We start from the raw sequence: 24,701 nt of genomic DNA on the forward strand, positions 1-24,701 counted from the left end.
GTGTGTCGGGATTCAGGCGAGGCCGGCCCGACCTGAATCTCGACACACCCTAAGCCGACTTGCCGCGGCTCGGGGAGAGGGCACCGGCTCCGTCCACCAAAAACTCGATGTCGTTCAAAAAGCTGTCATGTCGCTTAATGGCCAGCGCGCGCCGTTCGTCGCGACGTTGAACCGCTTGAAACAACATCAAAATGGTGTTTGGCTGACGAAACAAGGCGGGCGCAAGAACCGTGACTTCGCTTTGCCTCGAAAATCCAATGGGAGATAAGTTCATGTCGCGTATGAAATCTTTCGTCGCAGGCCTCGGCCTTGCGGCGTTCCTGTCGACAACCGCCGCCAATGCCGGCGATCCGGCGAGCTGCAAGGCCGTGCGGCTGTCGGATGTCGGCTGGACCGACATCCAGGCCACCACGGGCCTCGCCTCGGTGCTGCTCACCGCGCTCGGCTATGAGCCGCAGACGATCCAGCTTTCGGTGCCGGTGACCATGGCCTCGCTGAAGAACAAGGACCTGGACGTCTTCCTCGGCAATTGGATGCCGTCGATGACCAACGACATCAAGGACTACACCAAGGAAGGCTCGATCGAGACGATCAGCACCAACCTGACCGGCGCAGGCTATGGCATCGTCGTGCCGACCTATGTCGCGGATGCCGGTGTCAAGACGCTGACCGATCTCGGCAAGTTCAAGGACAAGTTCAACGGCAAGATTTACGGCATCGAGGCCGGCAATGACGGCAACCGCATCATCCTGGACATGATCAAGAACCCGAAGGACAACCTCGAAGGCTTCGAGCTGGTCGAATCCTCGGAGGCCGGCATGCTGACGCAGGCCGAGCAGTCGATGAAGAACAATGAGTGGATCGCCTTCCTCGGCTGGACGCCGCATCCGGTGATGGGCGCCATGAAGATCACCTATCTCGACGGCATGGGCGACAGCGGCTTCGGCGCCGCCACCGTCTATACCATCGTGCGCAAGGGCTACACCACCGAATGCCCGAACGCCGGCAAGTTCATCGCCAACCTGAAGTTCAATCTCGACATGGAAGGCGAGATGATGGACGCGATCCTCAAGGGTGGCGATCCGCAGACGGTGGCGACCGATTGGCTGAAGAAGCATCCGGACGCGGTGGCGCCCTGGATCGCCGGCGTCACCACCTTTGATGGCGGCGACGCGGCGGCTGCCGTCAAGACCGCGCTCGGGGGCTGATCCGCTTGGGACCGGCATGATTTCCGAAAAAGGGCAGCCCTCGAAGAGGCTGCCCTTTTTCATATGCCTGGAGACGTGACAGGATAACCGTGCGGCGAGCGCGGCGAAGCCGAGAGGGGAAAGATGGATCCGATTTCTAAATTCCTGACCGACTACAAAATTCCGATCGGGCCATGGGGCAAGGCTTTCTTCGGTTTCCTGACCGACAATTTCGACACCATCTTCCGCGCATTTTCAAACGGTCTGAATTTCATCCTCGACGGAGCAGTGAGCCTCCTGCTCATGGTGCCGCCGGTTTTGTTGGCCCTGGTCATCGCGTTCATCGCCTGGCTCTTACAGCGTTCGCGGCCGCTCGCCATCGGCGTCTTCCTCGGCCTGATCTTCATCATCAACCAGAATCTGTGGAAACAGACGGTGCAGACGCTGGTGCTGGTCGTTGCCGCCGCCGCAATGGCAATGGCGATCGGCGTGCCGCTCGGCATCTGGGCGGCGCACAAGCCGAAGGTCTACCGCGTCATGCTGCCGGTGCTCGACCTGATGCAGACGCTGCCGACCTTCGTCTACCTGATACCGGTGCTCACCCTGTTCGGGCTCGGCAATGCGCCCGGCCTCATCGTCACCATCATCTTCGTCATCCCGACGGCCGTTCGGCTCACCCATCTCGGCGTCGTTTCGGTGCCCAAGGCAATCATCGAAGCGGGCGAGGCGTTCGGCGCCACCAAGCGCCAGCTTCTGTGGAAAGTGGAGCTGCCCTCGGCGCTGCCGACCATCATGGCGGGTCTGACGCAGTCGATCATGCTGTCGCTGTCGATGGTGGTGTTCGCCGCCCTGATCGGCGCCGGCGGCCTCGGCACGGAAATCAACCGGGCGCTCGGCTCGCGCCGCATCGATCTCGGGCTTGAGGCGGGCCTCGCGATCGTCGTGCTCGCCATCGTGCTCGACCGCATGACCCGCATCGGCGTTGGAGGCAAGAAATGACCGTCGCGGTTGATTTCAAGAATGTAGACATCGTCTTCGGCGCCGATCAGGCCGGTTCGCTGGCGCTGATCGATCAGGGCGCCACCCGTGCCGAGATCCTCGAAAAGACCGGCAATGTGCTCGGATGCGCCGACGCCAGCCTCACCGTGCATGAAGGCGAGATCTCGGTGTTGATGGGCTTGTCCGGTTCCGGCAAGTCGACGCTGCTGCGGGCCGTCAACCGGCTCAACGTCGTGTCGCGCGGCCAGGTGCTCGTCAAGGACGGCGACCGCATCGTCGATGTCGTCACCTGCGACGAGGCGACCTTGCGGCGGTTGCGCCAGAAGCAGGTGGCCATGGTATTCCAGCAGTTCGGCCTGCTGCCCTGGCGCACGGTCGAGGAAAATGTCGGCTTTGGCCTCGAGCTTGCCGGCGTGCCGGAGGCGGAACGCAAGGCGCGCGTGCAGAAGCAATTGCAGCTGGTCCATCTCGACCAATGGTCGAAGAAATATGCTCATGAGCTTTCCGGCGGCATGCAGCAGCGCGTCGGTCTCGCCCGGGCTTTCGCCACCGAGGCGCCGATCCTGTTGATGGACGAGCCGTTCTCGGCGCTCGACCCGCTTATCCGCACCAAGCTGCAGGACGAATTGCTGCAGCTCCAGGCCGAGCTGAAGAAGACCATCATCTTCGTCAGCCACGACCTCGAGGAGGCGCTGAAGATCGGCAGTCACATCACGATCATGGAGGGCGGCCGCATCGTGCAGACCGGCGCGCCGGAAGACATCGTCTTGCGCCCTGCCAACGACTATGTCCGCGACTTCATCGCCAATGTGAATCCGCTGTCGGTGCTGACGGCGTGGAACGTGATGCGGGACCGTCGCGACCTGGAGCACGGCGATAACGGCTGGGTGTGGCTCGACCGGCGCAAGACGACACGCTTCAAGATCGACGACCACGGCCTTGTGGCGGCGGCCGAGCGCGACGGCAAGCCGGCGGTGTGGGTGTCCTGCGCCGATGTCGAGCGCCAGCCGGAGGAGGGCGCCCAGGTGTTCTGGGCCAATCCCGGCACCCCGCTGAAAACGGTGATGCTCGCCATGCACCGGTCGCAGACGGCGCCGGTGGCGCTGTTCGATGAAGGCTCGCGCTTCGTCGGCTCGATTGGCATCAGGGACGTGCTGAGTGCTGTGCTGAGGCGGTAGGTTTCAGCCTTTTGGACGGGCGCGAGTTGTGCCGCTGGCGGGCAGCTCGCGCTTGTTCTAGACTGGCCGGCAGCCGAACAACCGGCGTCAGGCGAAAGAGGCGCGAATGATCTTCCGTCAGCTCTTCGATTCCGTTTCGGGCACCTATTCCTATCTGCTCGCCAGCCGGCGCGGCGGCGAGGCGCTGATCATCGATCCGGTGCTGGAGAAGGTCGAGCGATATCTGCAGCTGGTCAATGAGCTGGACCTGAGGCTGGTCAAGGCGGTCGACACGCATCTTCATGCCGACCACATCACCGGACTCGGCGCGCTGCGCGACAAGACGCATTGCGTGACCGTGATGGGTGAGCAGACCAAGGCCGACGTGGTGTCGATGCGGCTTGCCGACGGCGACAAGCTCGGCATCGAAGGCCTGGCGCTCGACGTCATCTACACGCCGGGCCACACCGACGATTCCTACAGCTTCATCCTGCCGGATCGTGTGTTCACCGGCGACACGCTGCTCATCCGCGGCACCGGCCGCACCGACTTCCAGAACGGCGATCCGCGCCAGCAATATGAATCGATCTTCGGCCGCCTGCTCAAGCTGCCCGACGAGACGCTGATCTTCCCGGCGCATGACTATAAGGGCGAGACCGTGTCGACGATCGGCGAGGAAAAGGCCTTCAATCCGCGCCTGCAGGTGAAGTCGGTCGACGAGTATGTGAACATCATGAACAATCTCAATCTGTCCAACCCGAAAATGATGGATGTGGCCGTGCCCGCCAACATGCGGGTCGGGCTGCATCAGGACGACATCGCCAGCCGCGGCTGGGCGGTCAGCGCGGAGCAGGCGCTGGCGCTGGTCGGGCGACCCGACGTGGCGCTGATCGACCTGCGCGAGCAAACCGAGCGCGAGCGGCACGGGGTCATCCCCGGCGCGATCCATCTGCCCTATGCGCGGCTTCAGGAAAACATTGCCGCCGGCGGCATGCTGCACGAGCTGGCGAAATCGACCAGCAAACAGATCCTGTTCTACTGCGCCTTCGGCGAGCGCTCGGCGATGGCGGTGCAAGCGGCGCAGGATGTCGGGATTTCCAGCGCCCGCCATATCCAGGGCGGCATCGACGCCTGGCGGAAAGCCAGCGGCCCGCTGATGCATTAAAGCGCGTCGCACTTCTGGGCGACATGCACTAGTGCGTTTCACCGTTTCACGGAAACGGCGAAACGCCCTATCTCTTTGTTTTTTACGCAATTCCGGACGGAAAACCGCTCACACTTTTCCTGGAATTGCTCTAGGCGCGCCGGCCAGGTTCAGTTCAGCCCGATGAGCTTGGCGCCGTTCCGGAACAGGGTTTCTCCATCCCGGTCGAAACGGAATGTCGCGATGAAATCGTCGGCGCGATAGTTCGGCAAGGTGTTGCGGATCGCGGCGGCGAAGGTTCGCGCCTCCTCCTGCCGGCCGGCCAGCGCCAGGCAATGGGCGGCGATCGCCAGGATGATGACATGGGCGTTTGGCCTTGCGGCCGCCTTCAGCGCCCATTCGGCCGCCGCTTCGAATTCGCCGAGCCGCGCATGCGCCATGGCGCGCGCGCCCATCATGCCGAACAGCAGCGGATCGAAGGGGCTGAGATGACGCGAATGGTCGGATGAGCCGATCGCCGATTGCGGGTCGCCCGATTGCGAATGGACGAAGGACAGCGCGTAGTGGCCGAGCGCGAAATTGGGGCTGAGGTCGACGGCGCTCGCGAGCTCCAGCAGCGAGCCGTCCTGCTCGCCGCGCAGCCATAGCGCGCGGCCCATCGCCCAATGGGCGGCGGGGTTGCGGTCGTCGACCAAAAGGCTCTGGCCGGCGCTTTCGAAGGCAAGCGCGGTCTCGCGGTCGCGGTCGCCCCAGCGCTGGAAAGCATTCTGCCAGTGGGTGAAGGACATGCCGGCATAGGCGCGTGCGAAAGTAGGATCGAGCTTCAGTGCCTCGCCGAAGAAATGCTGCGCCAGCTCGTTTTCCTGGCGGGTGAAGCGATACATGTGCCAAAGGCCGCGATGGTAAGCCTCCCAGGCATTGAGCGAGTTTGGCGCTTTCAGCAATGCGCGGTTGCGCTCCACCGTCGCGATCTCGGCGGCGATCGATGAGACGATGCTGTTGCCGATATCCTCGATGACGATGAAGATGTCGTCGGGTTTATGCTCGAAGGTTTCCGCCCAAACGATCCTTGCCGTGCGGACCTCGACAAGCTCGACCGAGACGATGAACCTGCCCGGCAGAGCCCGCACCGAGCCCGTCGCGACATAGTCGACATTCAGCCTGCGCCCGGCGTCGTCCGGCGCAATGTTCTTCTCGGCGAGCGCGAAGACCGAGCCTCGGGCGATGACGAAAAAATCGCGAAGCTTGGCAAGCCGCGTGATGATGTCATGCGTGAGGCCATCGGCCAGCCCGCCGCGGAAGCCGCCACTGCCGGCGCTCTCCGCAAACGGCATCACCGCGAGCGAAGCCCGGCGCGTCGCCGCTGGTTCGGATTCGATCGCGGTGACCGGCAAGTCCGGGAGCGGGAAAGCCGGCCCGGATCGGGCGCATGGCGTTGCGCCGGCATTGCGGGCTCTTATCTCCTGCCACGCCTCGCGCAATGGCGTGAAATCCAGCTCTTCCGAATGGAACAGCTCCGCCGCGGTGGCAAGATGCTCCTCGCCGGCGCCGATCTGTCCGAGCCGCGCCAGATTTTCCAGCAGCGCCACATGTGCGCGGCCGTCGAAGGGCGCAAGTTCCAGCCATTTGTCGATATAGGGGCCGGCCTCATCGGCTCCCTGCGGGACAAGGCCGATAATGTGCTCCAGGACCGCGACATGGCATGTGCTGAAACGGCGGCGCTGCGCCGTCAGCCAGCTGCCGAAATGCGGGCTGCGATCGAGTTCCAGGCCATCAAGGAAGTCGCCGGCGAATAGTAGCGCAAGTGTCCGCAGGCGGTCGAGGCCAAGTGTCTCGATCCCGCCCGCCACCGCGGCAGCGGCCTCGACGGCATCGACGCTCACATCGCCGAGGCGAAGCGCCACGGTGTCGCCTTCCGTCTCGATTCGGCGCAAGCCCGGTTCGTCGAGCGCGGCACGCAGCTTGCTCAGGCACCAGCGCAACTCGCCGCGCGGATCGTTGGGCACGTCCCAGAGAAGTTCGCAAAGACGGCTGCGGCTGACTGGGTGGGGCGCCAGCGCCAGATAAGCAAGCAGGGCGCGCAGCTTGCGTGACGAAGGCAAGGCCACAGGAACATCGTCGCGCATGATCGTAAACGGGCCGAGCAGCCTGATCGAAAGGCTGGCTGCCATGCCTTTCAGAGTCGACCGAACGGATTCCACGTCCGTTTCCACGCTCGCTCCCACGTCGAACAGTTGGTCCATGTTCTATCACCAAACACGACAGGGCGCATCCGGCAGCGAATTTTCGAGCCGGACGCGGCCTTTGCCGAATTGCCGGCAAGTCACACGCAACTAGCGCGGCAAGGTGTCGAAACCGCGCCGCCCAATCCGCCGGTTTGTAACCGGCACGTGAGGAGATCGAGGAGAGAGCCATGTTGCATCAATTGAAAATCAGGACCACGGCCGGTCGCGGCCGGCTGTTCGACAGCATTCTCGATACCGTCGGCGACACGCCGGTCATCCGCGTCAACAATCTCGGGCCAGGTCACGCGACGATCTATGTGAAGGCGGAGTTCTTCAACCCGGCGGCCTCGGTGAAGGACCGGCTGGCGCTCAACATCATCGAGGAAGGCGAGCGCAGCGGTAAGCTCAAGCCAGGCCAGACGGTGGTCGAGGCGACGAGCGGCAACACCGGCATCGGCCTCGCCATGGTCTGCGCGCAGAAAGGTTATCCGCTGGTGGTGACGATGGCCGACAGCTTCTCCATCGAGCGCCGCAAGCTGATGCGCATGCTCGGCGCCAAGGTGGTGCTGACGCCGCGCGCCCAGAAGGGCTTCGGTATGTACAAGAAGGCGGTCGAGCTTGCCGAGGCCAATAGCTGGTTCCTGGCGCGCCAGTTTGAGACCGAGGCCAATGCCGCCATTCACGAGGCGACGACGGCGCGCGAGATCATCAATGACTTCGCCGGCTCGAGGCTGGACGTGCTTGTCACCGGCTACGGCACGGGCGGCACGGTGGCCGGCGTGGGCCGCGTGCTGCGCCGCGAGCGGCCGGAGGTGAAGATCGTGCTCGCCGAGCCGGCGAACGCGCAGCTGATCGGCAGCGGCAAGGCCCAGGAGCGCGGCGCCGGCGGCGCGCCGTCCGCCAGCCATCCGGCCTTCGAACCGCATCCGATCCAGGGCTGGACGCCGGACTTCATCCCCAACGTGCTGCAGGAGGCGATCGACCAACGCTATTATGACGAGGTGGTGCCGATCCCCGGTCCCGAAGGCATCAAATGGACGAAGGCGCTGGCGCGGCAGGAGGGCATCTTCACCGGCATCTCCGGCGGCGCCACTTTCGCCGTGGCGCGGCAGATCGCGGGCAAGGCCCCGGCCGGCTCGGTGATCCTGTGCATGCTGCCCGACACGGGGGAGCGCTACATGTCGACGCCGCTTTTCGACGGCATCGAGGCCGAGATGGACGCCGAGGAGACGGCGCTGTCGCGCTCGACGCCGAGCTGCCAGTTCGAAGGCTGAGAACAGAAACGCGACGCCGCCCCCGCATGGCGGCGTCGTTCTTTTATGCGCGGGTCGACCCACGCCGGCGGGAGAGGCGAGATGGATATATTTCCGGAAGCGACCAACGCGGAGGAAACGCTCGATCCGCCGGATTGGGCCGATGTGGGAGCGCTCTCGCACCGAATCCTCGACGATGCCATCGCCTATCTCGAGGATGTCCGCAACCGGCCGGTCTGGCGCGAGATGCCGGCCGAGGTGCGGGCATTCTTCGGCGCACCTTTGCCGCGCTCGCCGGCGCCGGCGGCTGACGTCTATGACGACGTCGCCCGCAACGTGATGCCTTATCCGATGGGCAACATCCATCCGCGTTTCTGGTCCTGGTATATGGGATCCAGCAACTTCACCGGCGCGCTCGGCGATTTCCTGGCGGCGATCCAGGGCTCCAATCTCGGCGGCGGCAACCATGCCGCCGCACTGATGGACAGCCAGGTCGTCAACTGGATGAAGGAGATGGTCGGTTTCCCAGCCTCGGCCAGCGGCACCCTGGTCAGCGGCGGCTCGATGGCCAACATTATCGGACTGACCGTGGCGCGCAACGTCAAGGCAGGCGTCGACGTGCGCGAGCGGGGTGTCGGCGCCATGCCGAAGCCGTTGCGCTACTACGCCTCGGACCAGGTCCATTCCTGTCATCGCAAGGCTGTGGAGGCGCTCGGCCTCGGCAATCAGGCGCTGCGGCGCATCCAGACCGATGCCGGCTTGCGCATCGATATCGCCGCGCTCAAGGCGGCAATCGCGGAGGACCGCGAGGCGGGCTTCAGGCCGGCCTGCGTGATCGGCACCGCCGGCACCGTCAACGCCGGCGCGGTCGACGACCTGCGGGCGCTGGCGAGCGTGGCGGCCGAAGAGGCTCTCTGGTTCCATGTCGACGGCTGCATCGGCGCGCTCATCGCGATCGCGCCTAAGAACCGATCGCTCGTCGCCGGCATCGAACAGGCGGATTCGATCGCACTCGATCCGCATAAATGGCTGCACGCGCCGTTCGAAGCCGGCTGCGCCCTGGTGCGAGACGCATCCCAGCACCGCAACACGTTTGCCGTGACGCCGGAATATCTGAAATCGACGCCGCGGGGCCTGGCCTCCGGAGAGTGGCTGCACGATTATGGGCTTCAAACGTCGCGCGGCTTCCGTGCGCTCAAGATCTGGATGGCGCTGAAGGAGCATGGCGTCGAGAAGTTCGGCCGCCTGATCGACCAGAACATCGCCCAGGCCCGCCACCTCACCCGCCTGATCGAGGCGGAGCCGGCGCTCGAACTGATGGCGCCAACCACCATCAACATCGTCAGCTTCCGCCACCGGCTGGATGGCGCGTCGGAGGAAAAGCTCAAGGCGTTCAACACCGAGATCATGCTGAGACTCCAGGAGGAGGGCATCGCGGCCTTGTCCGACACCACGGTGCAGGGCCGGCATTGCCTGAGGGTGGCAATCGCCAATCACCGCACTCGCCGGGACGATCTCGACCTGCTGGTCGCGGAGATGCTCCGGCTGGGACGGGAAATCGCGGCTACCGCGACATTAATGTGAAACGCGGACCTAAGCGTAATTCAACCAGCCTGCAGCGTGGCGCCCGGAAGATAGAGCATGATCGGTCGGATCTCGTAGACGGCGCTTGGGTTCACGCGCTTGAGATCGCGCGCCGCGGCGATCGCTTCGTCCCGGTTCGCGCAGTCGAGGACATAGAGGCCGAGCAACTGCTCCTTGGTTTCGGCGAAGGGACCGTCGATCACCAAGCCGTCGCCCGGACCGCGCAGCGTCACGGCCTTGGCCGTCGCGCCGAGCCTGGCCGCGGGCCCGAGCTTGCCCTCGCGCGTCAGCCTGTCGTTGACCTCGAGCAGGTCTTTCATCAGCGCCGCATCCTCATCGGGCGACCAGGACTGCACGGTGTCTTCGACATGATAGGCAAGGACGGCGTAGAACATGGGTGGATTTCCCTCGTGACCAGGCGGGCCGCACTATCACAAGGATGGTTCGGCTGATCCAGTGGCGCCGGTGGCGGACAGAGCCCACTCCTGACTCAAGCTGCCAGCGGCAGCCGCAGCTCCGTCAACAGCCCGCCACCGGGGTAGTTGGAGAGATCGACCTCGCCGCCGGCGCCGCGCGCGATGTTGCGGGCGATAGTGAGGCCGAGGCCTAGACCGCCGGTGGTGCGGTTGCGCGATTCCTCCAGCCGCACGAAGGAGCCGAACACCGCGTCCAGCTTCGCCTGCGGGATGCCGGGGCCCTCGTCGCGGATCGAAAGCGTGATCATGTCGCCCGATCGCCGCACGCCGAGATGCGCCTTCTTGCCGTAGGTCACCGCATTTTGGATGAGATTGGTGACGCAGCGCCGCAGCGCCACCGGCCGCGCGACGCAGATCAGGCCGCGCGACGGGACCACGCCTTCGTCGAAGGACGCGCCGTCGAAGGAATCCGCCACCGATTCCACCAGCGACCAGAAATCGATCCGCTCGGCCTTTTCCTCTGTCACCTCGAATTTGGCGAAGTCGATGACCGAGCTGGCGATACTTTCGATGTCGGCGAGGTCATGCGCCAGCGCCTCGCGCGCGGGCGACCTGCGCAACAGTTCGAGGCGCAGGCGCATCCGGGTCAGCGGCGTGCGCAGATCATGCGCCAGTGCTGCCGCGAGATGCTCGCGGTCCTCGACATAATCGCGCAGCCGCATCTGCATGGCGTTTATCGCTTTCGCGGCGGCGCGGATCTCGCGGCTTCCGCTCTCGGCGATCGGCGGGCTTTTCAGGTCATTGCCGATGCGCGTCACCGCCGTTTCCATCATCCGATAGGGCGCGGTCAGCCGGCGCAGCGACCAGATCGACATGATGATGATCAAGCCGGCGATCAGTGAGTAAAGCGGCAGGCTGTCGAGGCTCAGAATCGGTCCCGCCGGCGTGATCGGTTCGGTGAAATTCAGCCACTGCCCGTCGGAAAAGCGCAGCGAGGCGGTCAGCTTATCGCTTTGCGCGAAATCCGCGGCCAGGACCAGCAGGTCGCGCTCGACCTGGCCGACATCCTTGTTCACCGCCTGCCCGTCCGGGACATCGGCCTCCTGGGTGGCCGGATCGCGCCGCACGCGCGCATCGGTGATGCCGAACTTCGACAAGCGTCCGACCAGGATATCCTCCAACTCGGCAAGCTGGTCGTCGCCGGCGATCGAAGAGGTGACGGCGGGCGTGTCCGAAACCGTCAGCGCATAGGTCGAGTTGAACAGGCCGGAGGCGGTTGCCTTGCGCTCTTCGGGCGTGGCGTCATGCATCAGCTGCACCAGCGAATAGGCGCGGTCGTTCAACCGGTAGAGATCGACGACGCCGTTGGCGGCGGCTCGATCGCGCGCGACGATGTAAAGCGTCGTCACCTGGCTCAGCATGAGACCGGCAATGACGATGAGCAGCACCCAGACTGGCAGGGTCTGCGGCAGGAAGCGTCTCATTCGGCCGTCGTCTCGGGCAGGAACTGATAGCCGCCGCTGCGCACGGTCAGGATCAGTTTCGGCGTTTTCGGATCGTCTTCCATCTTGCGGCGTAGCCGGCTCACCAGAATGTCGACGCTGCGGTCGAAGCTGTAGCCGGTGTCGCCGCCGGACAGCTCGATCAGCTGCTCACGGGTAAGCACGCGCTGCGCGCTCTTGACGAAGGTCTGCAGCAAGTTGAACTCCGCCATCGTCAGCTCAACCCGGACGTCGTCGGGCGCCGTCAGGCGGCGGCGCGCGCAATCCATGGTCCAGCCGGCAAAGCGGTAGACCTGCCTGGCGGCGGGCCGACGCGGCTCGGCGCTGCCGTTGCGTCTCAGCACGGCGCGGATGCGGGCCAACAGCTCGCGCGGATCGAAGGGCTTGGGCACGTAGTCGTCGGCGCCCATTTCGAGGCCCACAACGCGGTCGGTCGTTTCGGTGACCGCGGTCAGCATGATGATCGGCGTGGTGTAGTTGGCGCGGATCTCGCGGCACAGCTCAAGTCCGCTTTTGCCGGGCAGCATCACGTCGAGAACGATCAGGTCGACCGGCGTGCGGCGCAGGACCGCTTCCATCTCGGTGCCGTCGCCGGCCACCGTCGTGTGCAGCCCGCGCTTGTGGAAGAACTCCTGCAGCAGGTCGCGTATGCCCTTGTCGTCGTCGACGATCAGTATGTGCGCATCGGATTTCACTCGAAACCTATGATTCTCTTTGCCGGCTCTTGCTGGATATCCGTTCGAGACAACCCACACGATAGAATTCGGGCCACATCTTGGCCAGTGGCCGCGATCGCCGCGCCGGGCGGATTCCTCAGAAACAATCCAGAAACAAAATTCTACAGTTGGGAAAAACTGGTGAAAAATTTCAAGGGCATAAACGGTGCCGTGGCGGTCAGGTCATCGGCTGCGACGCGAGTTTCCGGAGTAACGGACAAGACCAATGCAGAGGTTCTGGATCAGCGTGGTGGGTGCTTTGCTCAGCATATCGCTCATCACAGCCGCGGACGGCGCCTCCACCGCAAAGGTCGTCGCTCCGCTCACCCGGACCGAGCGCTGCACCAATCTGAGCCGTCAGGTTGACGAAGCTCTCGAAACCCATGCCGCGGCAACGCAGGTCACCGCGGCGAAAGCACTGCAAAGAAGGGGAAACCGGTTCTGCGCCAACAAGAAGCAGGCACAGGGAATCCGGATGCTCGCAAATGCTTTGAAGCTGCTTGGAGTGGCACCGATCGATCCCGTTCAGTGACACCCACCCAGACCCGCAAGAAAAAGGAAATGAAGCCATGAAGAAGTCCATCCTCTCCGCCCTCGGCCTCGGTGTTGCTCTCGCCTTTGCGATGCCGGCGCTCGGCAACGCCGCCGCCACGACGACGGCTGCCCCGGCTGCTTCGACCGCGACCACCACGGCTGCTCCGGCGGATAGCACGGCTGCGAAGCCGATGAAGAAGGTCGCTGCCAAGAAGGCCTGCAAAGTGACCAAGACGCACAAGTGCCCGGTCAAGAAGAAAGCGTCGGCTGCGAAGCCCGTTGCTGCGAAGCCGGCTGCCAAGAAGCCCTGATCCAGCGCTCTGCGCCACTAGACGAAGCCGCTCCGGTCGATTTCGGCAGGGGCGGCTTGCTTGCGGCAGGGAGCCCGAAATCGGCAGGTTTCCACCGCGCTCAAGTCCTATCCTTAACCCGATCGCAATGCCGGTGCTGTAGGACAGTCCGCATGAAGAAGCGGTTTTCGTCCCTGATGCGTTCGCTGACCCTCGGCGGCCTGATCGCCACGGCGGCGGCGCGGTCGTTGATGATCTTTACCGCAAGCCCCGTGCCGGATCCGGCCAGCGGCAGGACCGAGCCCGAGCTGTTCGCTCCGCTGATCTCTTCAAGCTTCGACTACATCACGCCGGCGCAGTCCTGGGTCCTGATCCTGCTGGCCGGTGCGACCGTGATCGGCTTTGTCGCCTGGATGTTGTTCGCCTTCGTCGAACGCGGCTCCGACATGGATGGCGGTGCAGGTTCCGGCAGATCGGGCACCGCGTTGCGCCGCCAGGGCCGTTGACCGTTCGGCAGTGATTCCCCACATAGGGCTGATGGTCCAAGCCGGCATTACCCGCGCGTGGAATTGGACGTATATTTGCTGCGTGACAGAATGAGAGCGAGAGAGCCCAGTTCTCGCTGGTGGATCCGATGCCCGAAACCGTCCTCAAACCCCGCACTAAGACGCAGCCGAAAACCGAGCGGCCGAAGCTCTACAAGGTCATCCTCGTCAATGACGATTTCACGCCGCGCGAGTTCGTGGTGATGGTGCTCAAGGGCGAATTCAAGCTCAGTGAGGATCAGGCGCATCGCGTCATGATCACCGCGCATACGCGCGGCGTGTGCGTCGTCGCGGTGTTTACGCGCGATATCGCCGAGACCAAGGCGACGCGGGCGACCGACGCCGGCAAGGCCAAGGGCTATCCGCTGCTGTTCACCACAGAACCGGAAGAGTAGGGGCAGGCGCTTTCCCTTCTCCCCTTGTGGGAGAAGGTGGCCGCGAAGCGGCCGGATGAGGGGTGCTCCAGGGAACGCCGACGCCTCACTCCGCTGGAACACCCCTCATCCGTCTCGGCGCTGCGCGCCGATCCACCTTCTCCCACAAGGGGAGAAGGAAGAAGGTGGCGTCACCGCCCTTCGCGATACCACATCGAGCCGATGGCGAGCAGCAGCAGGCCGAGGCCAAGGAAACCGCCGAACAGCGGCACGCGCGACACGGCCTTGAGCGTGCTGTCGTCGGTGGTGCGCAGGCCGATCCAGTCGTCGCCCGACGCGGCCGCTGAAGAGCGGACGGGAACGATCGACGGCAGTGTCAAGCCGCCGGCGAGATTGCCGAGCGTCGACGACGGAGCCAGCCGCCGCACGCTGCCGCCGGTCGCCTCGGCGGGCGCCTTCAGCCGATCCTCGGTCGAGATCACGTCGGAAAATTCCGGCGCGTTGATCGGGCCGACATGGGCAAGCGCGGTAAGGTCGCCATTGCCGATCTGGTAAAGGCCGATCTCGCCGGTCTGCAGGCTGCCTGTGAAAATGCCGGGCTCGGCTTTCTCGAGCTTCACCGCCACCGCCTTGCCGGACGGCGTGATGACCTGGGCGGGACCGGGATCATCGCTCATCGTCTGGCGGCGGATTTCGAGCATCATGCCGCGGCCGTCGGCGGTTAGCCGTTCTTCTTCCAGTTCCGGCTCCTTCATCAGCCAGTGGGCGATGCGGCGATAAAGCTGGACATGCGGCCCGCCGCCCTCGAAGCCGCGCGCCCACAGCCAGCCCTGATCGGACAGGAGCATGCCGACACGGCCCTCGCCCTTGCGAGCGAGCAGGAGCAGGGGTCGATCGTCGGCGCCTTTCATCACCACTTCGCCTTCCGGGTTCTTGACGCCGATGGTGCGGAACCAGCGGCTCCAATGCGGCGGCTCGCTTGCCGAGCCGTCGAGCCCGCGCGTCACCGGATGGCGCTGGCCGAGATCGGTCAGGCGCGGGTAGAAGGCCTTGTCCACCACCTCGCCGGTCGGCATGGCCGGCAGCGCGGCGTTGAGCGGCGTGCGGGCGATGGAGTTCTCGCCGGCATATTCGGGGCCGGCGGCAATCAGCAGCGCGCCGCCCTTTTCGACATATTCGGAGATGTAGTCGTAATAGAGGATCGGCAGCACGTCGCGGTGCTGGTAGCGGTCGAAGATGATCAGATCGAAATCCTTGATCTTCTCGACGAACAGCTCGCGCGTCGGGAAAGCGATCAGCGACAGCTCATTGATCGGCGTTCCGTCCTGCTTTTCCGGCGGACGCAGGATCGTGAAGTGGACGAGATCGACCGACGCGTCCGACTTCAAAAGGTTGCGCCAGGTGCGCTCGCCGGCATGCGGTTCGCCGGAAACCAGGAGCACGCGCAGGTTCTCGCGGATGCCGTCGACCAGGGCAATCGCCCGGTTGTTGGCGTCGGTCAGTTCGCCGGGTTCCCGGTCGATGCCGAGCTGGACGATGTTGCGGCCGGCATTGGGTATGGTGACCGAGAGCTTCATCGGCTGGCCGACGGTCGCGTGCTCGACCGAGACCTGCTCGCCATTGACCGAGACGCGCACGTCCACCGGAGCGCCGTCGCCTTCCGTCGAGATGACGCGATAGGTCATGTCGAGCGGCTTGCCGACGAGACCGAAGCGCGGCGCGTTCTCGAAGCGGATGCGGCGGTCCTTCTCATGCTCGTTGCCGGTGATCAGCGCGTGCAGCGGCGCGTTGAACTCCGGCGCGCCGGCAGGCGCATCATGCACCTCGCCGTCGGTGATCATGACGGCACCGCCGATGCGCGACGGCGGCACGTCGCGGAAGACGCCTTCCAGCGCGCTGAACAGCCTGGTTTCGGTGCGCTCGTCGGCGGCTTCGGACTTGCCGGCCTCGATGACACGGACATCGAACTGCTTGAAGCGGGCAAGACGCTGCTGCAGGCCGGTCAGCGCCTCGTCGGTCTGCTTGGTGCGGTCGCCGATGTCCTGGCTCTGGCTGCGGTCGACGACGAGGGCGACGACGCTCTTCAGCGCCTCGCGTTCCTCGGCGAGGAAAACGGGATTGAGCAATGAAGCGGCAAGCGCGAGCAGCGCGATGAAGCGCAATGCCGAGCCGCGCTGGCGGAACCACAGGCCGACCAGCGCCAGCAAGAGCAACGGCACGAAGAGCAGGCCGAAGAGCGGCCAGGAGAGAAGCGGTTCGAATGAGATGGACCAGTTCATGATCTACTGCCCCAGCCGTTCGAGCAGCACCGGCACATGCACCTGATCGGATTTGTAGTTGCCGGTCAGCATGTACATCATGATGTTGACGCCGGCGCGTAGCGCGTAGATGCGCTGCATCGGATCCGGCGGCACGGTCGGCAGCATCGGATCGCCGTTCTCGTCGATGGCCCAGGCGCCGGCAAAATCATTGGCGGTGATCATGATCGGGGAGACGCCGTCGCCGGTGCGCACGGGGCGGTTCTCGGTGTTGCTGGCGTCGAGCGAGGCCTCGACCCAGAGCGGGCTGCCGTTGAAGCGGCCGGGGAACTCCGGAAGGATGAAGAAGGATTTGGTCAGCACGTGGTCCGACGGCACCGGCTCCAGCGGCGGCACGTTGAGATTGCCGAGGATGTCGCGCAGCCGCTCGGTCGCCGGGCTTGCCGAGCCGGCACCGATGCCGTTCGAAAACTGGTCGCGGGTATCGAACAGAACCGTGCCGCCCTGCTGCATATAGGCGTCGATGCGGGCGATCGCCGCCTGGCTGGGCATAGGCGCCGTCGCATCGATCGGCCAATAGATCAGCGGGAAGAAGGACAGCTCGTCCTTGGCGATGTCGACGCCCGCCGGCGGCCCGGGCTCAAGCGCGGTCTTTTCGATGAGGAAACGGGTGAGGCCTTCGAGGCCGGCGCGGCTGATCGAATCGACGCCCGGCTCGCCGGTGATGACATAGGCGATGCGGGTTTTCGAAATATCCTCGATCGCCTGGGTGTCGCCGGGCTTGGAATCATCGGCGCGGGCAAGATCGGCATGGCCGAAGAGGCCGCCCAGCACGACCAGAACGGCCGCGGCGGTCGCCGCCGTGCCTGCGCGGCGCGGCCGGCGCGCCAGCAGTCCGCCCATCCAGAACACGGCCAAAGTGTCGAGCACCATCAACAGCAGCGCGATGGCGACCAGCGGCCCCTTCAGGTTCTCCGATTCATCGAAGGCATAGGGGATGGCTGTCACCGGCAGCGAAACCTGCGGACGGACCAGCGGCGTGAACGTGCTCGACGCATCGAGCAGATTATGTGCGAAGACGCCCGTCTCGGAGCCGTAAAGGCCGGGCGGATTCTCCAGCGTCACCGGCAGCGGACCGGCGCCGGGCACCAGCGGTCGGGCATCCGGCGAGGGCGGCGTCAGCATGCCGTCGGCGCTGATCATGCGGTAGGGAGCGAGCGACGCGGCGGCGGCTTCGGCATTGGCGATCGCGGCTCCCTGGTTGCGCGACAATTGCACGACGCGCCGCAGCATCTCGACGAAGCTGCCGGAGATCGGCAGGTTCGACCAGGTCGCCTCGGGCGTGACATGGAAGAGCACCAGCGTGCCCTTGTCCTTCTTCATGCCCGTCACCAGCGGCGTGCCGTCGGCAAGCGTGGCCCAGGTACGCTCGACGATGTCGGGCGTCGGCTCGGCCAGAACCTGCCGGCTCACCGTCACCTCGGAGGGCGGCGAGAGGTCGGCGAAGGGGCCGCTCTTCGGGAATTCGGTCACCGCCTGCGGCGTCGTCCACGACAGCGCGCCGCCTAGCGCGCGCTCGCCGCTGCGCAGCCTGACCGGCAAAAGGTCGTCGTCATTGCCGGCCGCGGCAAGGCGGGGACCGGCAAAGCGCACCAGCGTGCCGCCCTTGTCGACCCAGTCGACCAGCCGCTGCTTGACCTGGGCCGGGATGGTGCCGACATCGGCCATGATGATCATCGCCGGCTTCTGGTCGAGAAGCTGTGGAATAGCGTCGGCGAGATCGGCGCTCGACGGCTCGACCAGATCGGCAAAGGGCTGCAGGGCGCGGCGAATGTAATAGAGCGGCGACAGAAGCGGCTGCGCCTGGTCGGCTTCGGCCTGCGACAGAAGGCCGACGCGGCGGCGTTTCGAGCTCTCGTCCAGCACGCGCACGGCGCCGGCCTGGTGCTCGCCGTCGAGCGCGATCGAAGCGAAGTCGTTGCGTAGCTCGAAGGGAACCGCCATCGTCCCCGTGGCGGTGGCTTCGCCCGGCGCGAAGGTCAGCGTCGCATCGGCGATGCGGCGGCCCTTGTCGTCGAAGGCGCCAGCGGTGACCTGCGCCGGCGCCGGATTGCCCGGCGCGCGAATGGCGCTCAAAGCGAAACCATCGACCTGGTTGTCGGCGCCGATCAGGCCGGTCACGGAAGGCCGGTCGGACGTGGCCCAGACCAGCCGTGTCGCATTCTTTTCGAGCAGCGTCTTGAAAGCGGCCTCGTCGCCTTTGGCGGCAAGCCCATCGGCGAGCACGGCGACGCTGGCACCCGGCAGGCGCTCCAACGCGGTGGCGACGCGGGCGTAGACGGCGGGCCTGTCGGTAGGAATCGGCCGCGGCTTGGCGGCGCGCAGGTGATCGAGCGCGCCCGAAGCGTCGAAAGGGCCGATCTCGGCATTGGGCTTCTCGGCGGTGAAGGCGATAACGACCGGCACGCCGTTCGAGCCGGCGTCGGCGATCAGCCGCTCGGCGGTGGCGACGCGCTTGTTCCAGTCGGCGGCGCTCGCCCAGCCATTGTCGACGACAAGCGCCAGGGCGGCGCCCTCCGCCGGCAGTTTTTCGCGCGGATTGAAGACCGGCTCGGCCAGCGCCATCACGATGAGCGCCGCCATCAGCAACCGAAGCAGCGTCAGCCACCACGGGCTTTGCTGCGGAGTTTCTTCGCGCCTCAGGACCCGAGCGAGGATTCTCAGGGGCGGGAAGACCTCCGTCTGCGGCCTGGGCGGGGTAAGGCGCAGCAGCCACCAGATCACCGGCAGCGCCAGAAGGCCCCACAGCACCATGGGCGCCCCGAACGAAAGCGGCAGCCAGCTCATGCAACCGCCCTTCCGAAATTGGTGCCGTCGGCGGTCATCGCCATGTGAACGCGCACCAGCGCTTCGGAGGCGAGTCGGTCGGTGTGGTTGACGGTGTAGCTCCAGCCGAGACGCTTGCACCAGGCGGCCAGTTCGTCGCGGCGGGCTCGGTATAGCAGGCGATATTCCTCGGCCAGCATCTCGGCGCGGCCGGCGGTCAGCTTGTCGCCGGTCTCGGGGTCGGTGAACTCGGTGCGGCCGGCATAGGGGAAGGTTTCTTCGGCCGGGTCGGCCACCTCGATCAGATGCGCGCGCACGCCGTGGCGGGCGAGCACGTCGAGCCAGGCCATGGTTTCCTCGACCGGATCGAGGAAATCACTGACCAGCACGATGTCGCAGAAGCGGCGGATGGCCGACAGATCGGGCTTGGCCGGAAGCGCGGCGGCGTGGCTGAGCTGGGCGGCGATCCGCTCGGCGCCGTTGCGGGCGGTGAACGGGTCGGTCAGGCCGGGCCAGGCGATGCGCTCGCCGCTGCGCGACAAGAGCTCGGCCAAGGCGAGCGCCAGCACCAGCGCGCGCGATTGCTTGGAGACGCTTGCCGCGGCGGATTTGTAGAGCATGGAAGGCGAGGGGTCGGCCCAGAGCCAGACGGTGTGCGCGGCTTCCCATTCGCGGTCGCGCACATAAGTATGGTCGTCTCTCGCGGAGCGGCGCCAGTCGATGCGCGAGGAATCGCCTTCCACATAGGGCCGGAACTGCCAGAAGTTCTCGCCGATGCCGCGCTTGCGGCGGCCATGCCAGCCGGCGATCACCGTGTTGACGATACGGCGCGCCTCGACCAGCAGGTCCGGCACCAATGAAGCCCGCAACCGGCCACGGGCGAGCGCGTCGCGCGTCGCAACCGGTGCCTGGACCTCGCCTATTCGACCCATCAGATGCCTTTTGCCAGCTTCGCCACCACGTCGCGCACGGAAGTGCCTTCGGCGCGGGCGGCGAAAGTCAGCGCCATGCGATGCTGCAGCACCGGTTCGGCCAAGGCGCGAACGTCGTCGACCGAGGGCGCCAACCTGCCATCATATAGGGCGCGGGCGCGGGCGCACAGGGTGAGCGCCTGGCTGGCGCGGGGACCTGGCCCCCAGGCGACGTGCTTGTCCGTCTCGGCATTGCCCTGGCCTGGCCGGGCCGAACGCACCAGCTTGAGGATCGCCTCGACGACGCTTTCCGGCACCGGCATGCGTCGGATCAGCGTCTGGATTTCCCTCAGCCGTGCCGGCTGCAGCACATTGTCGGCCTTGGCTTCGTCGACGCCGGTGGTTTCGAGCAGGATACGGCGTTCCGCCTCAATCTCGGGATAAAGGATGTCGACCTGCATCAGAAAGCGGTCGAGCTGAGCCTCCGGCAGCGGGTAGGTGCCTTCCTGTTCCAGCGGGTTCTGCGTCGCCAGCACGTGGAAGGGCGCGGGCAGGTCGTGGCGGGCGCCGGCGATGGTGACGTGATATTCCTGCATGGCCTGCAGCAGCGCCGATTGTGTGCGCGGCGAAGCGCGGTTGATCTCGTCGGCCATCAGCAATTGCGTGAAGATCGGCCCGGAAATGAAGCGGAAGGAGCGCTTGCCGAACTCGTCCTGCTCCATCACCTCGGAGCCGAGAATGTCCGACGGCATCAGGTCGGGCGTGAACTGGACGCGGCGCGAATCGAGGCCGAGCACGATGCCTAGTGTCTCGACCAGCTTGGTCTTGGCGAGGCCCGGCACGCCGACCAGCAGCGCATGACCGCCGGCCAGCAGAGCCACCAGCGTGCGCTCGACGACCGCCTCCTGGCCGAAGATCACCCTGCCGACCGCGTCGCGGATCCTGGAGATATCGGCCAGCGCCTTTTCGGCTTCCTCGATCATCGCTTTTTCGCTGATCGGGCTTTCCTTGATCATCACGCTCATGCCGTTCGATCCTTGTGGTTGGAAATGCCGGCCTGCACTCTCGATGCCGCAGAATGCCGCGATTCGGCCTCACCTGGCGCCTGTAATTGAACTTAAATCACAGACTCGGGCGGACAAGGCTGACAATCGGGACAACAGTGACTATTTCGTGACCATGGCCGAACGCAGCGAACATCGTGAACAAACGCCCGACGAACAGAGCGCTGGCGAGCACAGCTTGAGCAAACAGAGCCTGATCGGCGCCACAGAGGCGCGCGGCCTTGAGGCGCTGATCTCCCGCGCGGCCCGGGCCGGCAAGGGGCCGGCGCCGGTCGAGCGCTGGAATCCGGAGTTCTGCGGCGACCTCGACATGGAGATCAAGGCCGACGGGACCTGGTTCTATCTCGGCACGCCGATCGGCCGCATGCCGCTGGTGCAGCTCTTTTCCAGCGTGTTGCGCAAGGATGACGACGGCAAGACCTATCTGGTGACGCCGGTCGAGCGGGTTGGGATCCGCGTCGTCGACGCGCCCTTCATCGCCGTCGAAATGAACGTGTCCGGGAGCGGGAACGACCAGGTTGTCACCTTCCGCACCAATGTCGGCGATGTCGTCGCCGCCGGCCCCGGCCATGCGCTGCGCTTCGTCGACGAGGACGAAACCGGCGGACTGAAACCCTATGTGCTGGTGCGCGGACGACTGGAAGCGCTGGTGGCGCGTCCGGTGATGTATGAGTTGGTCGAGCATGGCGAGGAGATCGACATCGGCGGCAAGGCGATGTTCGCCATTCGCTCGGGCGGAGAGGTCTATCCGATCATGCCGGCCGAGAAACTGAAGCGGCTGAGCGCGTGATGGACCAGGTTACGCCGGCGGCGTTTTCGGTCGCGGATTTTCGGGCGCGCGTCGCGGCGCAAGCGGCGATCGTCCCCGGCGACGAATTCGGCGATCATCGCTTCAATCCCGGCCATCCCAGGCTCAAACACATCAAGCCGCTGCGCGACGCGGCGGTGCTGATTCCCGTGGTCGACCGCGCCGAGGGCGCCATGGTGCTGCTCACCAAGCGCGCCGAGAAACTGCGCAGCCATTCCGGCCAGGTGGCCTTTCCAGGCGGCACCATTGATGCGACCGATGCAAGCCCCGAGGCAACCGCTTTGCGCGAGACCTTCGAGGAGATCGGCCTCGAACGGGATTTCGTCGAGATCATCGGCCGCATGCCCGACTACGTCGCCGGCAGCGGCTACCGCATCGTGCCGGTGCTTGCCATCGTGCGCCAGGGTTTTTCGCTGACGCTCAATGCCGATGAGGTCGACGCGGCTTTCGAGGTGCCCCTGAGTTTCCTGATGGATCCGGCCAACCACGCGCGCGACAGCCGCATGTGGAACGAGCTCGAATGGTTCTTCTACGAGATGCCCTATGGCGGCCAGCGTATCTGGGGCGTCACCGCCGGCATAATCCGCACGCTCTATGAAAGGCTTTATGGTTGACCGCTGAGGCGTCACTCTCGGGCAGGGCCGATTGGCTGGCCGACAAGCATCTGCAGAAGCTTCTTGCCGCGCTGAAGCAGGGCGGCGAGGAAGCGCGTGTCGCCGGCGGCGCGGTGCGCAATGCGCTGATCGGCCAGCCGGTCGCCGACATCGACATCGCCGCAACCACCGTGCCCGAGGAAACGGTCCGGCGCGCCGAGGCGGCCGGTTTCAAGACGGTGCCGACAGGCATCGAGCATGGCACGATCACCGTGATCGCCGGCGGCAAGCCTTATGAGGTGACGACGCTCAGGGCCGATGTCGAGACCGACGGCCGGCGGGCAAAGGTGATCTTCGGGCGCGATTGGAAAGCGGACGCCGAGCGGCGCGACTTCACCATCAACGCGCTCTACGCCGAAGCGGACGGCACGGTCGTCGATCTCGTCGGCGGCGTCGCCGATATAGAGGCGCGGCGGCTGCGTTTCATCGGCGACGCGGAGGCGCGCATCCGCGAGGATTATCTGCGCATCCTGCGCTTTTTCCGTTTCTTTGCCTGGTATGGCGACGGACGGCCGGACGCGGAAGGGCTGAAGGCCTGTGCCAGGCTGAAGGACGGACTTGCCCGGCTTTCGGCCGAACGCGTCTGGTCCGAGCTGAAGAAGCTGCTGTCGGCTCCCGATCCCTCGCGCGCGCTCTTATGGATGCGCCAGGCAGGCGTGCTCACCGCCGTGCTGCCGGAAAGCGAGAAGTGGGGCATCGACGCCATCCATGGCCTGGTCAAAACTGGAAAAGATCTCGGCTGGGCCGCCGATCCTGTGCTGAGGCTGGAGGCGATCGTCCCGCCCGATGCCGTGCGCATGAAGACGCTTGGCGAGCGGCTGCGATTGTCGAACGACGAGGCCGGCCGCCTGCGGCATTGGGCACTGACCATCGCGCCGGATGCCAAGGCGACGGAGACCGAGCTGGCCAAGAAACTCTATTACGGCGACCGCAACGGCTATATCGACCGCATTCGGCTGGCGCTTGCCGCCGCGCGGACGCGCGCAGTCGAGGACAATCAGGCAATGATGGAAGCCGGCGGCTTTTCACGCCTGCTCAATTTCACGCTGAAATGGGAAAAGCCGGTGTTTCCGATAAAAGGCGCCGACCTGACCGCGTTTGGCGCGTCGCCGGGACCGAAGCTTGGCGCCACGCTGAAGAACCTCGAGAAGGAATGGGTCGAGTCCGGCTTCACCCTGGAACGTGGCGCGCTGGTGGAACGCGCCGCGCAGGCTCTGGAGAGCTAGACGAGCCGGAACGGCCGGTGCCTGTCAATGTATGGCCACAGGAGCGAGAGCGCGCGAGAGACTTGCTTCGCCCTTGCCGTAGACGGACGGGTCGTAATTGGCCAGCGTGTCGGTGCGGGCCGTATTGAGCAGGTCGTTGGTGATCTGGACGGGCGTCGCCTTGGTGAACTTGCTGCCGATGATCGCAGCATAGCCGGAGATGATCGGCGCGGCAAAAGACGTTCCGTAGAGCCCGGTCTTGTCACCCTCGACGCCGACCACCAGGAAGTGGCTCTGCACAGCCTGGTCGGAGCCGGCATAATTGGAATACCAGGCGAGCTGGGCCTTGTTGGCTGTGGTTCCGTTCGTCGACAGCGCGCCGACGAAGATCGCGGTCGGTTTGCCGATCAAAGCAAGGTCGAGATAGTCCTGCTGGCCACCAGTGACCCCGCCAACAGCGACCGCGTCGTTGCCGGCCGCCTTCGAGACGATGGCCGAACCTTTGGTGGCGTAGGAGATGATCGAGGACTCCTCCGGAGCCCACCAGATCTGGTTCGCGCTGTAGCCTGCGGTTGTATACATGCCGTAGCTCAGGTTCAGCACATTAAGGCCGCGTGCCAGCGAAACGGCCGTGCCCGTCGAGAAATCCTTGGAGCGGATGGTCGCGGCGGGAGCAATCATGCTTGCTTCCTCGCGCGTCCATTCGCCGTGTCGCTGGGTCTGCACGCCGATCCCGAAATTGCCGGAAAAGCGCGAGGTGCTGCTGAAGTCGTCAACCATCGTGATGGTGACGCCCTTGCCCTTGAAGCCGGCGGCCCATGCCGCGCCGACGTCGGGGCTCATCCAGTTCTGTACCGTTTGCGTCGTGCGCGCGACCGGTATCTTTGCGCTCACGCAGATGGAGCCGCCGCCATGGCAGAGCGCCGCCGTCTCGTCCGCGCCGAGGCCCTCCTGCGCCGAGGCAATGGGCGCCGAAAGGATGGCAAGGGCGGCAACGAGGCCGACTTTCAGGTGACCAGCAGACATGTTCCAACTCCAGCCAAACAAGAA

Annotated in this window: 23 protein-coding genes; 13 read left to right on the forward strand and 10 right to left on the reverse strand. The window is 65.3% G+C overall.

What is annotated here, in order from left to right; translation table 11 throughout:
* Positions 1–49: 49 nt before the first annotated feature.
* Positions 50–274, reverse strand: a complete 225-nt coding sequence (locus LB529_RS12310; protein WP_140546564.1) for a hypothetical protein — start codon at positions 272–274, stop codon at positions 50–52.
* Here LB529_RS12310 and LB529_RS12315 point away from each other — a divergent pair.
* The 4 genes from LB529_RS12315 to LB529_RS12330 all read left to right on the forward strand — a co-directional run bounded on the left by LB529_RS12315 (position 273) and on the right by LB529_RS12330 (position 4,508).
* Positions 273–1,208 carry a choline ABC transporter substrate-binding protein gene (locus LB529_RS12315; RefSeq protein WP_095766477.1) on the forward strand — a complete coding sequence of 312 codons (936 nt, stop codon included), beginning with the start codon at positions 273–275 and terminating at the stop codon, positions 1,206–1,208. The two genes, LB529_RS12310 and LB529_RS12315, sit on opposite strands and share 2 nt — an antisense overlap.
* Positions 1,209–1,331: 123 nt before the next feature.
* On the forward strand, positions 1,332–2,186 hold the full coding sequence (choW, locus tag LB529_RS12320; RefSeq protein WP_095766478.1) for a choline ABC transporter permease subunit: 855 nt from the start codon (positions 1,332–1,334) through the stop codon (positions 2,184–2,186).
* The gene (choV, locus tag LB529_RS12325; RefSeq protein WP_224711229.1) at positions 2,183–3,364 is read left to right on the forward strand and encodes a choline ABC transporter ATP-binding protein; all 1,182 of its coding nucleotides are present in this window, start codon (positions 2,183–2,185) and stop codon (positions 3,362–3,364) included. The genes choW and choV overlap by 4 nt, the downstream gene beginning before the upstream one ends.
* Positions 3,365–3,470: 106 nt before the next feature.
* Entirely contained in the window at positions 3,471–4,508 is a 1,038-nt protein-coding gene (locus LB529_RS12330; RefSeq protein WP_224543204.1) for an MBL fold metallo-hydrolase, read from the forward strand.
* Between the two features lie 149 nt (positions 4,509–4,657).
* Here the strand turns inward: LB529_RS12330 and LB529_RS12335 are convergent, their stop codons facing one another.
* Positions 4,658–6,658 carry a BTAD domain-containing putative transcriptional regulator gene (locus tag LB529_RS12335; protein ID WP_224711342.1) on the reverse strand — a complete coding sequence of 667 codons (2,001 nt, stop codon included), beginning with the start codon at positions 6,656–6,658 and terminating at the stop codon, positions 4,658–4,660.
* 242 nt (positions 6,659–6,900) lie between these two features.
* Here LB529_RS12335 and LB529_RS12340 point away from each other — a divergent pair, with 242 nt between their 5' ends.
* Together LB529_RS12340 and LB529_RS12345 are read left to right on the forward strand one after the other, a co-directional pair.
* A complete protein-coding gene (locus LB529_RS12340; RefSeq protein ID WP_224711230.1) occupies positions 6,901–7,986 on the forward strand; it encodes a PLP-dependent cysteine synthase family protein in 1,086 nt (361 codons plus the stop codon).
* Between the two features lie 81 nt (positions 7,987–8,067).
* Positions 8,068–9,549, forward strand: a complete 1,482-nt coding sequence (locus LB529_RS12345) for a pyridoxal phosphate-dependent decarboxylase family protein (protein ID WP_224711231.1) — start codon at positions 8,068–8,070, stop codon at positions 9,547–9,549.
* Between the two features lie 20 nt (positions 9,550–9,569).
* On the opposite strand, the gene LB529_RS12350 is transcribed toward LB529_RS12345, so the two are convergent.
* The 3 genes from LB529_RS12350 to LB529_RS12360 all read right to left on the reverse strand — a co-directional run bounded on the left by LB529_RS12350 (position 9,570) and on the right by LB529_RS12360 (position 12,162).
* A complete protein-coding gene (locus tag LB529_RS12350; RefSeq protein WP_224711232.1) occupies positions 9,570–9,944 on the reverse strand; it encodes a YciI family protein in 375 nt (124 codons plus the stop codon).
* Positions 9,945–10,039: 95 nt separating this feature from the next.
* Complete coding sequence (locus tag LB529_RS12355) at positions 10,040–11,449, reverse strand: ATP-binding protein (RefSeq protein ID WP_224603733.1); 1,410 nt, start codon at positions 11,447–11,449, stop codon at positions 10,040–10,042.
* Entirely contained in the window at positions 11,446–12,162 is a 717-nt protein-coding gene (locus tag LB529_RS12360) for a response regulator (RefSeq protein ID WP_095766485.1), read from the reverse strand. Before LB529_RS12360 ends, LB529_RS12355 begins: the two co-directional genes overlap by 4 nt.
* Positions 12,163–12,409: 247 nt before the next feature.
* Here LB529_RS12360 and LB529_RS12365 point away from each other — a divergent pair, with 247 nt between their 5' ends.
* From LB529_RS12365 to clpS, 4 genes are all read left to right on the forward strand, one after another.
* Complete coding sequence (locus tag LB529_RS12365; protein ID WP_224711233.1) at positions 12,410–12,715, forward strand: hypothetical protein; 306 nt, start codon at positions 12,410–12,412, stop codon at positions 12,713–12,715.
* 37 nt (positions 12,716–12,752) lie between these two features.
* The gene (locus LB529_RS12370; protein ID WP_095766487.1) at positions 12,753–13,028 is read left to right on the forward strand and encodes a hypothetical protein; all 276 of its coding nucleotides are present in this window, start codon (positions 12,753–12,755) and stop codon (positions 13,026–13,028) included.
* A 152-nt stretch (positions 13,029–13,180) separates the two neighbouring features.
* The gene (locus LB529_RS12375; protein WP_224711234.1) at positions 13,181–13,513 is read left to right on the forward strand and encodes a hypothetical protein; all 333 of its coding nucleotides are present in this window, start codon (positions 13,181–13,183) and stop codon (positions 13,511–13,513) included.
* A gap of 128 nt (positions 13,514–13,641) precedes the next feature.
* Entirely contained in the window at positions 13,642–13,947 is a 306-nt protein-coding gene (clpS, locus tag LB529_RS12380; protein WP_224711235.1) for an ATP-dependent Clp protease adapter ClpS, read from the forward strand.
* A 170-nt stretch (positions 13,948–14,117) separates the two neighbouring features.
* Here clpS and LB529_RS12385 read toward each other — a convergent pair whose 3' ends face one another.
* From LB529_RS12385 to LB529_RS12400, 4 genes are read right to left on the reverse strand one after another with little or no spacing between them, the layout of a single operon-like run.
* Positions 14,118–16,205, reverse strand: coding sequence for a hypothetical protein (locus tag LB529_RS12385; RefSeq protein WP_224711236.1), 2,088 nt, complete (start codon positions 16,203–16,205; stop codon positions 14,118–14,120).
* A 3-nt stretch (positions 16,206–16,208) separates the two neighbouring features.
* Positions 16,209–19,031 carry a DUF4159 domain-containing protein gene (locus tag LB529_RS12390; RefSeq protein ID WP_224711237.1) on the reverse strand — a complete coding sequence of 941 codons (2,823 nt, stop codon included), beginning with the start codon at positions 19,029–19,031 and terminating at the stop codon, positions 16,209–16,211.
* Positions 19,028–19,942 carry a DUF58 domain-containing protein gene (locus LB529_RS12395; protein ID WP_140838720.1) on the reverse strand — a complete coding sequence of 305 codons (915 nt, stop codon included), beginning with the start codon at positions 19,940–19,942 and terminating at the stop codon, positions 19,028–19,030. The genes LB529_RS12390 and LB529_RS12395 overlap by 4 nt, the downstream gene beginning before the upstream one ends.
* Positions 19,942–20,946: an AAA family ATPase gene (locus tag LB529_RS12400; protein WP_095766493.1), complete on the reverse strand. Its 1,005-nt coding sequence runs from the start codon at positions 20,944–20,946 to the stop codon at positions 19,942–19,944. Before LB529_RS12400 ends, LB529_RS12395 begins: the two co-directional genes overlap by 1 nt.
* Before the next feature lie 154 nt (positions 20,947–21,100).
* Between LB529_RS12400 and LB529_RS12405 the strand changes: the two genes are divergently transcribed.
* Genes LB529_RS12405 through LB529_RS12415 form a run of 3 tightly spaced genes read left to right on the forward strand, consistent with a single transcriptional unit; the run spans position 21,101 to position 23,672 of the window.
* The gene (locus LB529_RS12405) at positions 21,101–21,775 is read left to right on the forward strand and encodes a DUF1285 domain-containing protein (RefSeq protein ID WP_411962494.1); all 675 of its coding nucleotides are present in this window, start codon (positions 21,101–21,103) and stop codon (positions 21,773–21,775) included.
* The gene (locus LB529_RS12410; RefSeq protein ID WP_140838715.1) at positions 21,775–22,407 is read left to right on the forward strand and encodes a CoA pyrophosphatase; all 633 of its coding nucleotides are present in this window, start codon (positions 21,775–21,777) and stop codon (positions 22,405–22,407) included. The genes LB529_RS12405 and LB529_RS12410 overlap by 1 nt, the downstream gene beginning before the upstream one ends.
* Positions 22,404–23,672, forward strand: a complete 1,269-nt coding sequence (locus tag LB529_RS12415) for a CCA tRNA nucleotidyltransferase (protein WP_224711239.1) — start codon at positions 22,404–22,406, stop codon at positions 23,670–23,672. The genes LB529_RS12410 and LB529_RS12415 overlap by 4 nt, the downstream gene beginning before the upstream one ends.
* Before the next feature lie 24 nt (positions 23,673–23,696).
* On the opposite strand, the gene LB529_RS12420 is transcribed toward LB529_RS12415, so the two are convergent.
* Positions 23,697–24,677 carry a S8 family serine peptidase gene (locus LB529_RS12420; RefSeq protein ID WP_224711240.1) on the reverse strand — a complete coding sequence of 327 codons (981 nt, stop codon included), beginning with the start codon at positions 24,675–24,677 and terminating at the stop codon, positions 23,697–23,699.
* Positions 24,678–24,701: the final 24 nt, after the last annotated feature.

Source organism: Mesorhizobium sp. CA5, from assembly GCF_020165105.1.
Classification (GTDB): domain Bacteria; phylum Pseudomonadota; class Alphaproteobacteria; order Rhizobiales; family Rhizobiaceae; genus Mesorhizobium.

Excerpts from the sequence above, each read along its gene's own strand:
- LB529_RS12315 (WP_095766477.1), top strand. The coding sequence starts at position 273 with ATGTCGCGTATGAAATCTTTCGTCGCAGGCCTCGGCCTTGCGGCGTTC.
- LB529_RS12310 (WP_140546564.1), bottom strand. The coding sequence starts at position 274 with ATGAACTTATCTCCCATTGGATTTTCGAGGCAAAGCGAAGTCACGGTT.
- choW (WP_095766478.1), top strand. The coding sequence starts at position 1,332 with ATGGATCCGATTTCTAAATTCCTGACCGACTACAAAATTCCGATCGGG.
- choV (WP_224711229.1), top strand. The coding sequence starts at position 2,183 with ATGACCGTCGCGGTTGATTTCAAGAATGTAGACATCGTCTTCGGCGCC.
- LB529_RS12330 (WP_224543204.1), top strand. The coding sequence starts at position 3,471 with ATGATCTTCCGTCAGCTCTTCGATTCCGTTTCGGGCACCTATTCCTAT.
- LB529_RS12335 (WP_224711342.1), bottom strand. The coding sequence starts at position 6,658 with ATGGCAGCCAGCCTTTCGATCAGGCTGCTCGGCCCGTTTACGATCATG.
- LB529_RS12340 (WP_224711230.1), top strand. The coding sequence starts at position 6,901 with ATGTTGCATCAATTGAAAATCAGGACCACGGCCGGTCGCGGCCGGCTG.
- LB529_RS12345 (WP_224711231.1), top strand. The coding sequence starts at position 8,068 with ATGGATATATTTCCGGAAGCGACCAACGCGGAGGAAACGCTCGATCCG.
- LB529_RS12350 (WP_224711232.1), bottom strand. The coding sequence starts at position 9,944 with ATGTTCTACGCCGTCCTTGCCTATCATGTCGAAGACACCGTGCAGTCC.
- LB529_RS12355 (WP_224603733.1), bottom strand. The coding sequence starts at position 11,449 with ATGAGACGCTTCCTGCCGCAGACCCTGCCAGTCTGGGTGCTGCTCATC.
- LB529_RS12365 (WP_224711233.1), top strand. The coding sequence starts at position 12,410 with ATGCAGAGGTTCTGGATCAGCGTGGTGGGTGCTTTGCTCAGCATATCG.
- LB529_RS12370 (WP_095766487.1), top strand. The coding sequence starts at position 12,753 with ATGAAGAAGTCCATCCTCTCCGCCCTCGGCCTCGGTGTTGCTCTCGCC.
- LB529_RS12375 (WP_224711234.1), top strand. The coding sequence starts at position 13,181 with ATGAAGAAGCGGTTTTCGTCCCTGATGCGTTCGCTGACCCTCGGCGGC.
- clpS (WP_224711235.1), top strand. The coding sequence starts at position 13,642 with ATGCCCGAAACCGTCCTCAAACCCCGCACTAAGACGCAGCCGAAAACC.
- LB529_RS12385 (WP_224711236.1), bottom strand. The coding sequence starts at position 16,205 with ATGAACTGGTCCATCTCATTCGAACCGCTTCTCTCCTGGCCGCTCTTC.
- LB529_RS12390 (WP_224711237.1), bottom strand. The coding sequence starts at position 19,031 with ATGAGCTGGCTGCCGCTTTCGTTCGGGGCGCCCATGGTGCTGTGGGGC.
- LB529_RS12395 (WP_140838720.1), bottom strand. The coding sequence starts at position 19,942 with ATGGGTCGAATAGGCGAGGTCCAGGCACCGGTTGCGACGCGCGACGCG.
- LB529_RS12400 (WP_095766493.1), bottom strand. The coding sequence starts at position 20,946 with ATGAGCGTGATGATCAAGGAAAGCCCGATCAGCGAAAAAGCGATGATC.
- LB529_RS12405 (WP_411962494.1), top strand. The coding sequence starts at position 21,101 with ATGGCCGAACGCAGCGAACATCGTGAACAAACGCCCGACGAACAGAGC.
- LB529_RS12410 (WP_140838715.1), top strand. The coding sequence starts at position 21,775 with ATGGACCAGGTTACGCCGGCGGCGTTTTCGGTCGCGGATTTTCGGGCG.
- LB529_RS12420 (WP_224711240.1), bottom strand. The coding sequence starts at position 24,677 with ATGTCTGCTGGTCACCTGAAAGTCGGCCTCGTTGCCGCCCTTGCCATC.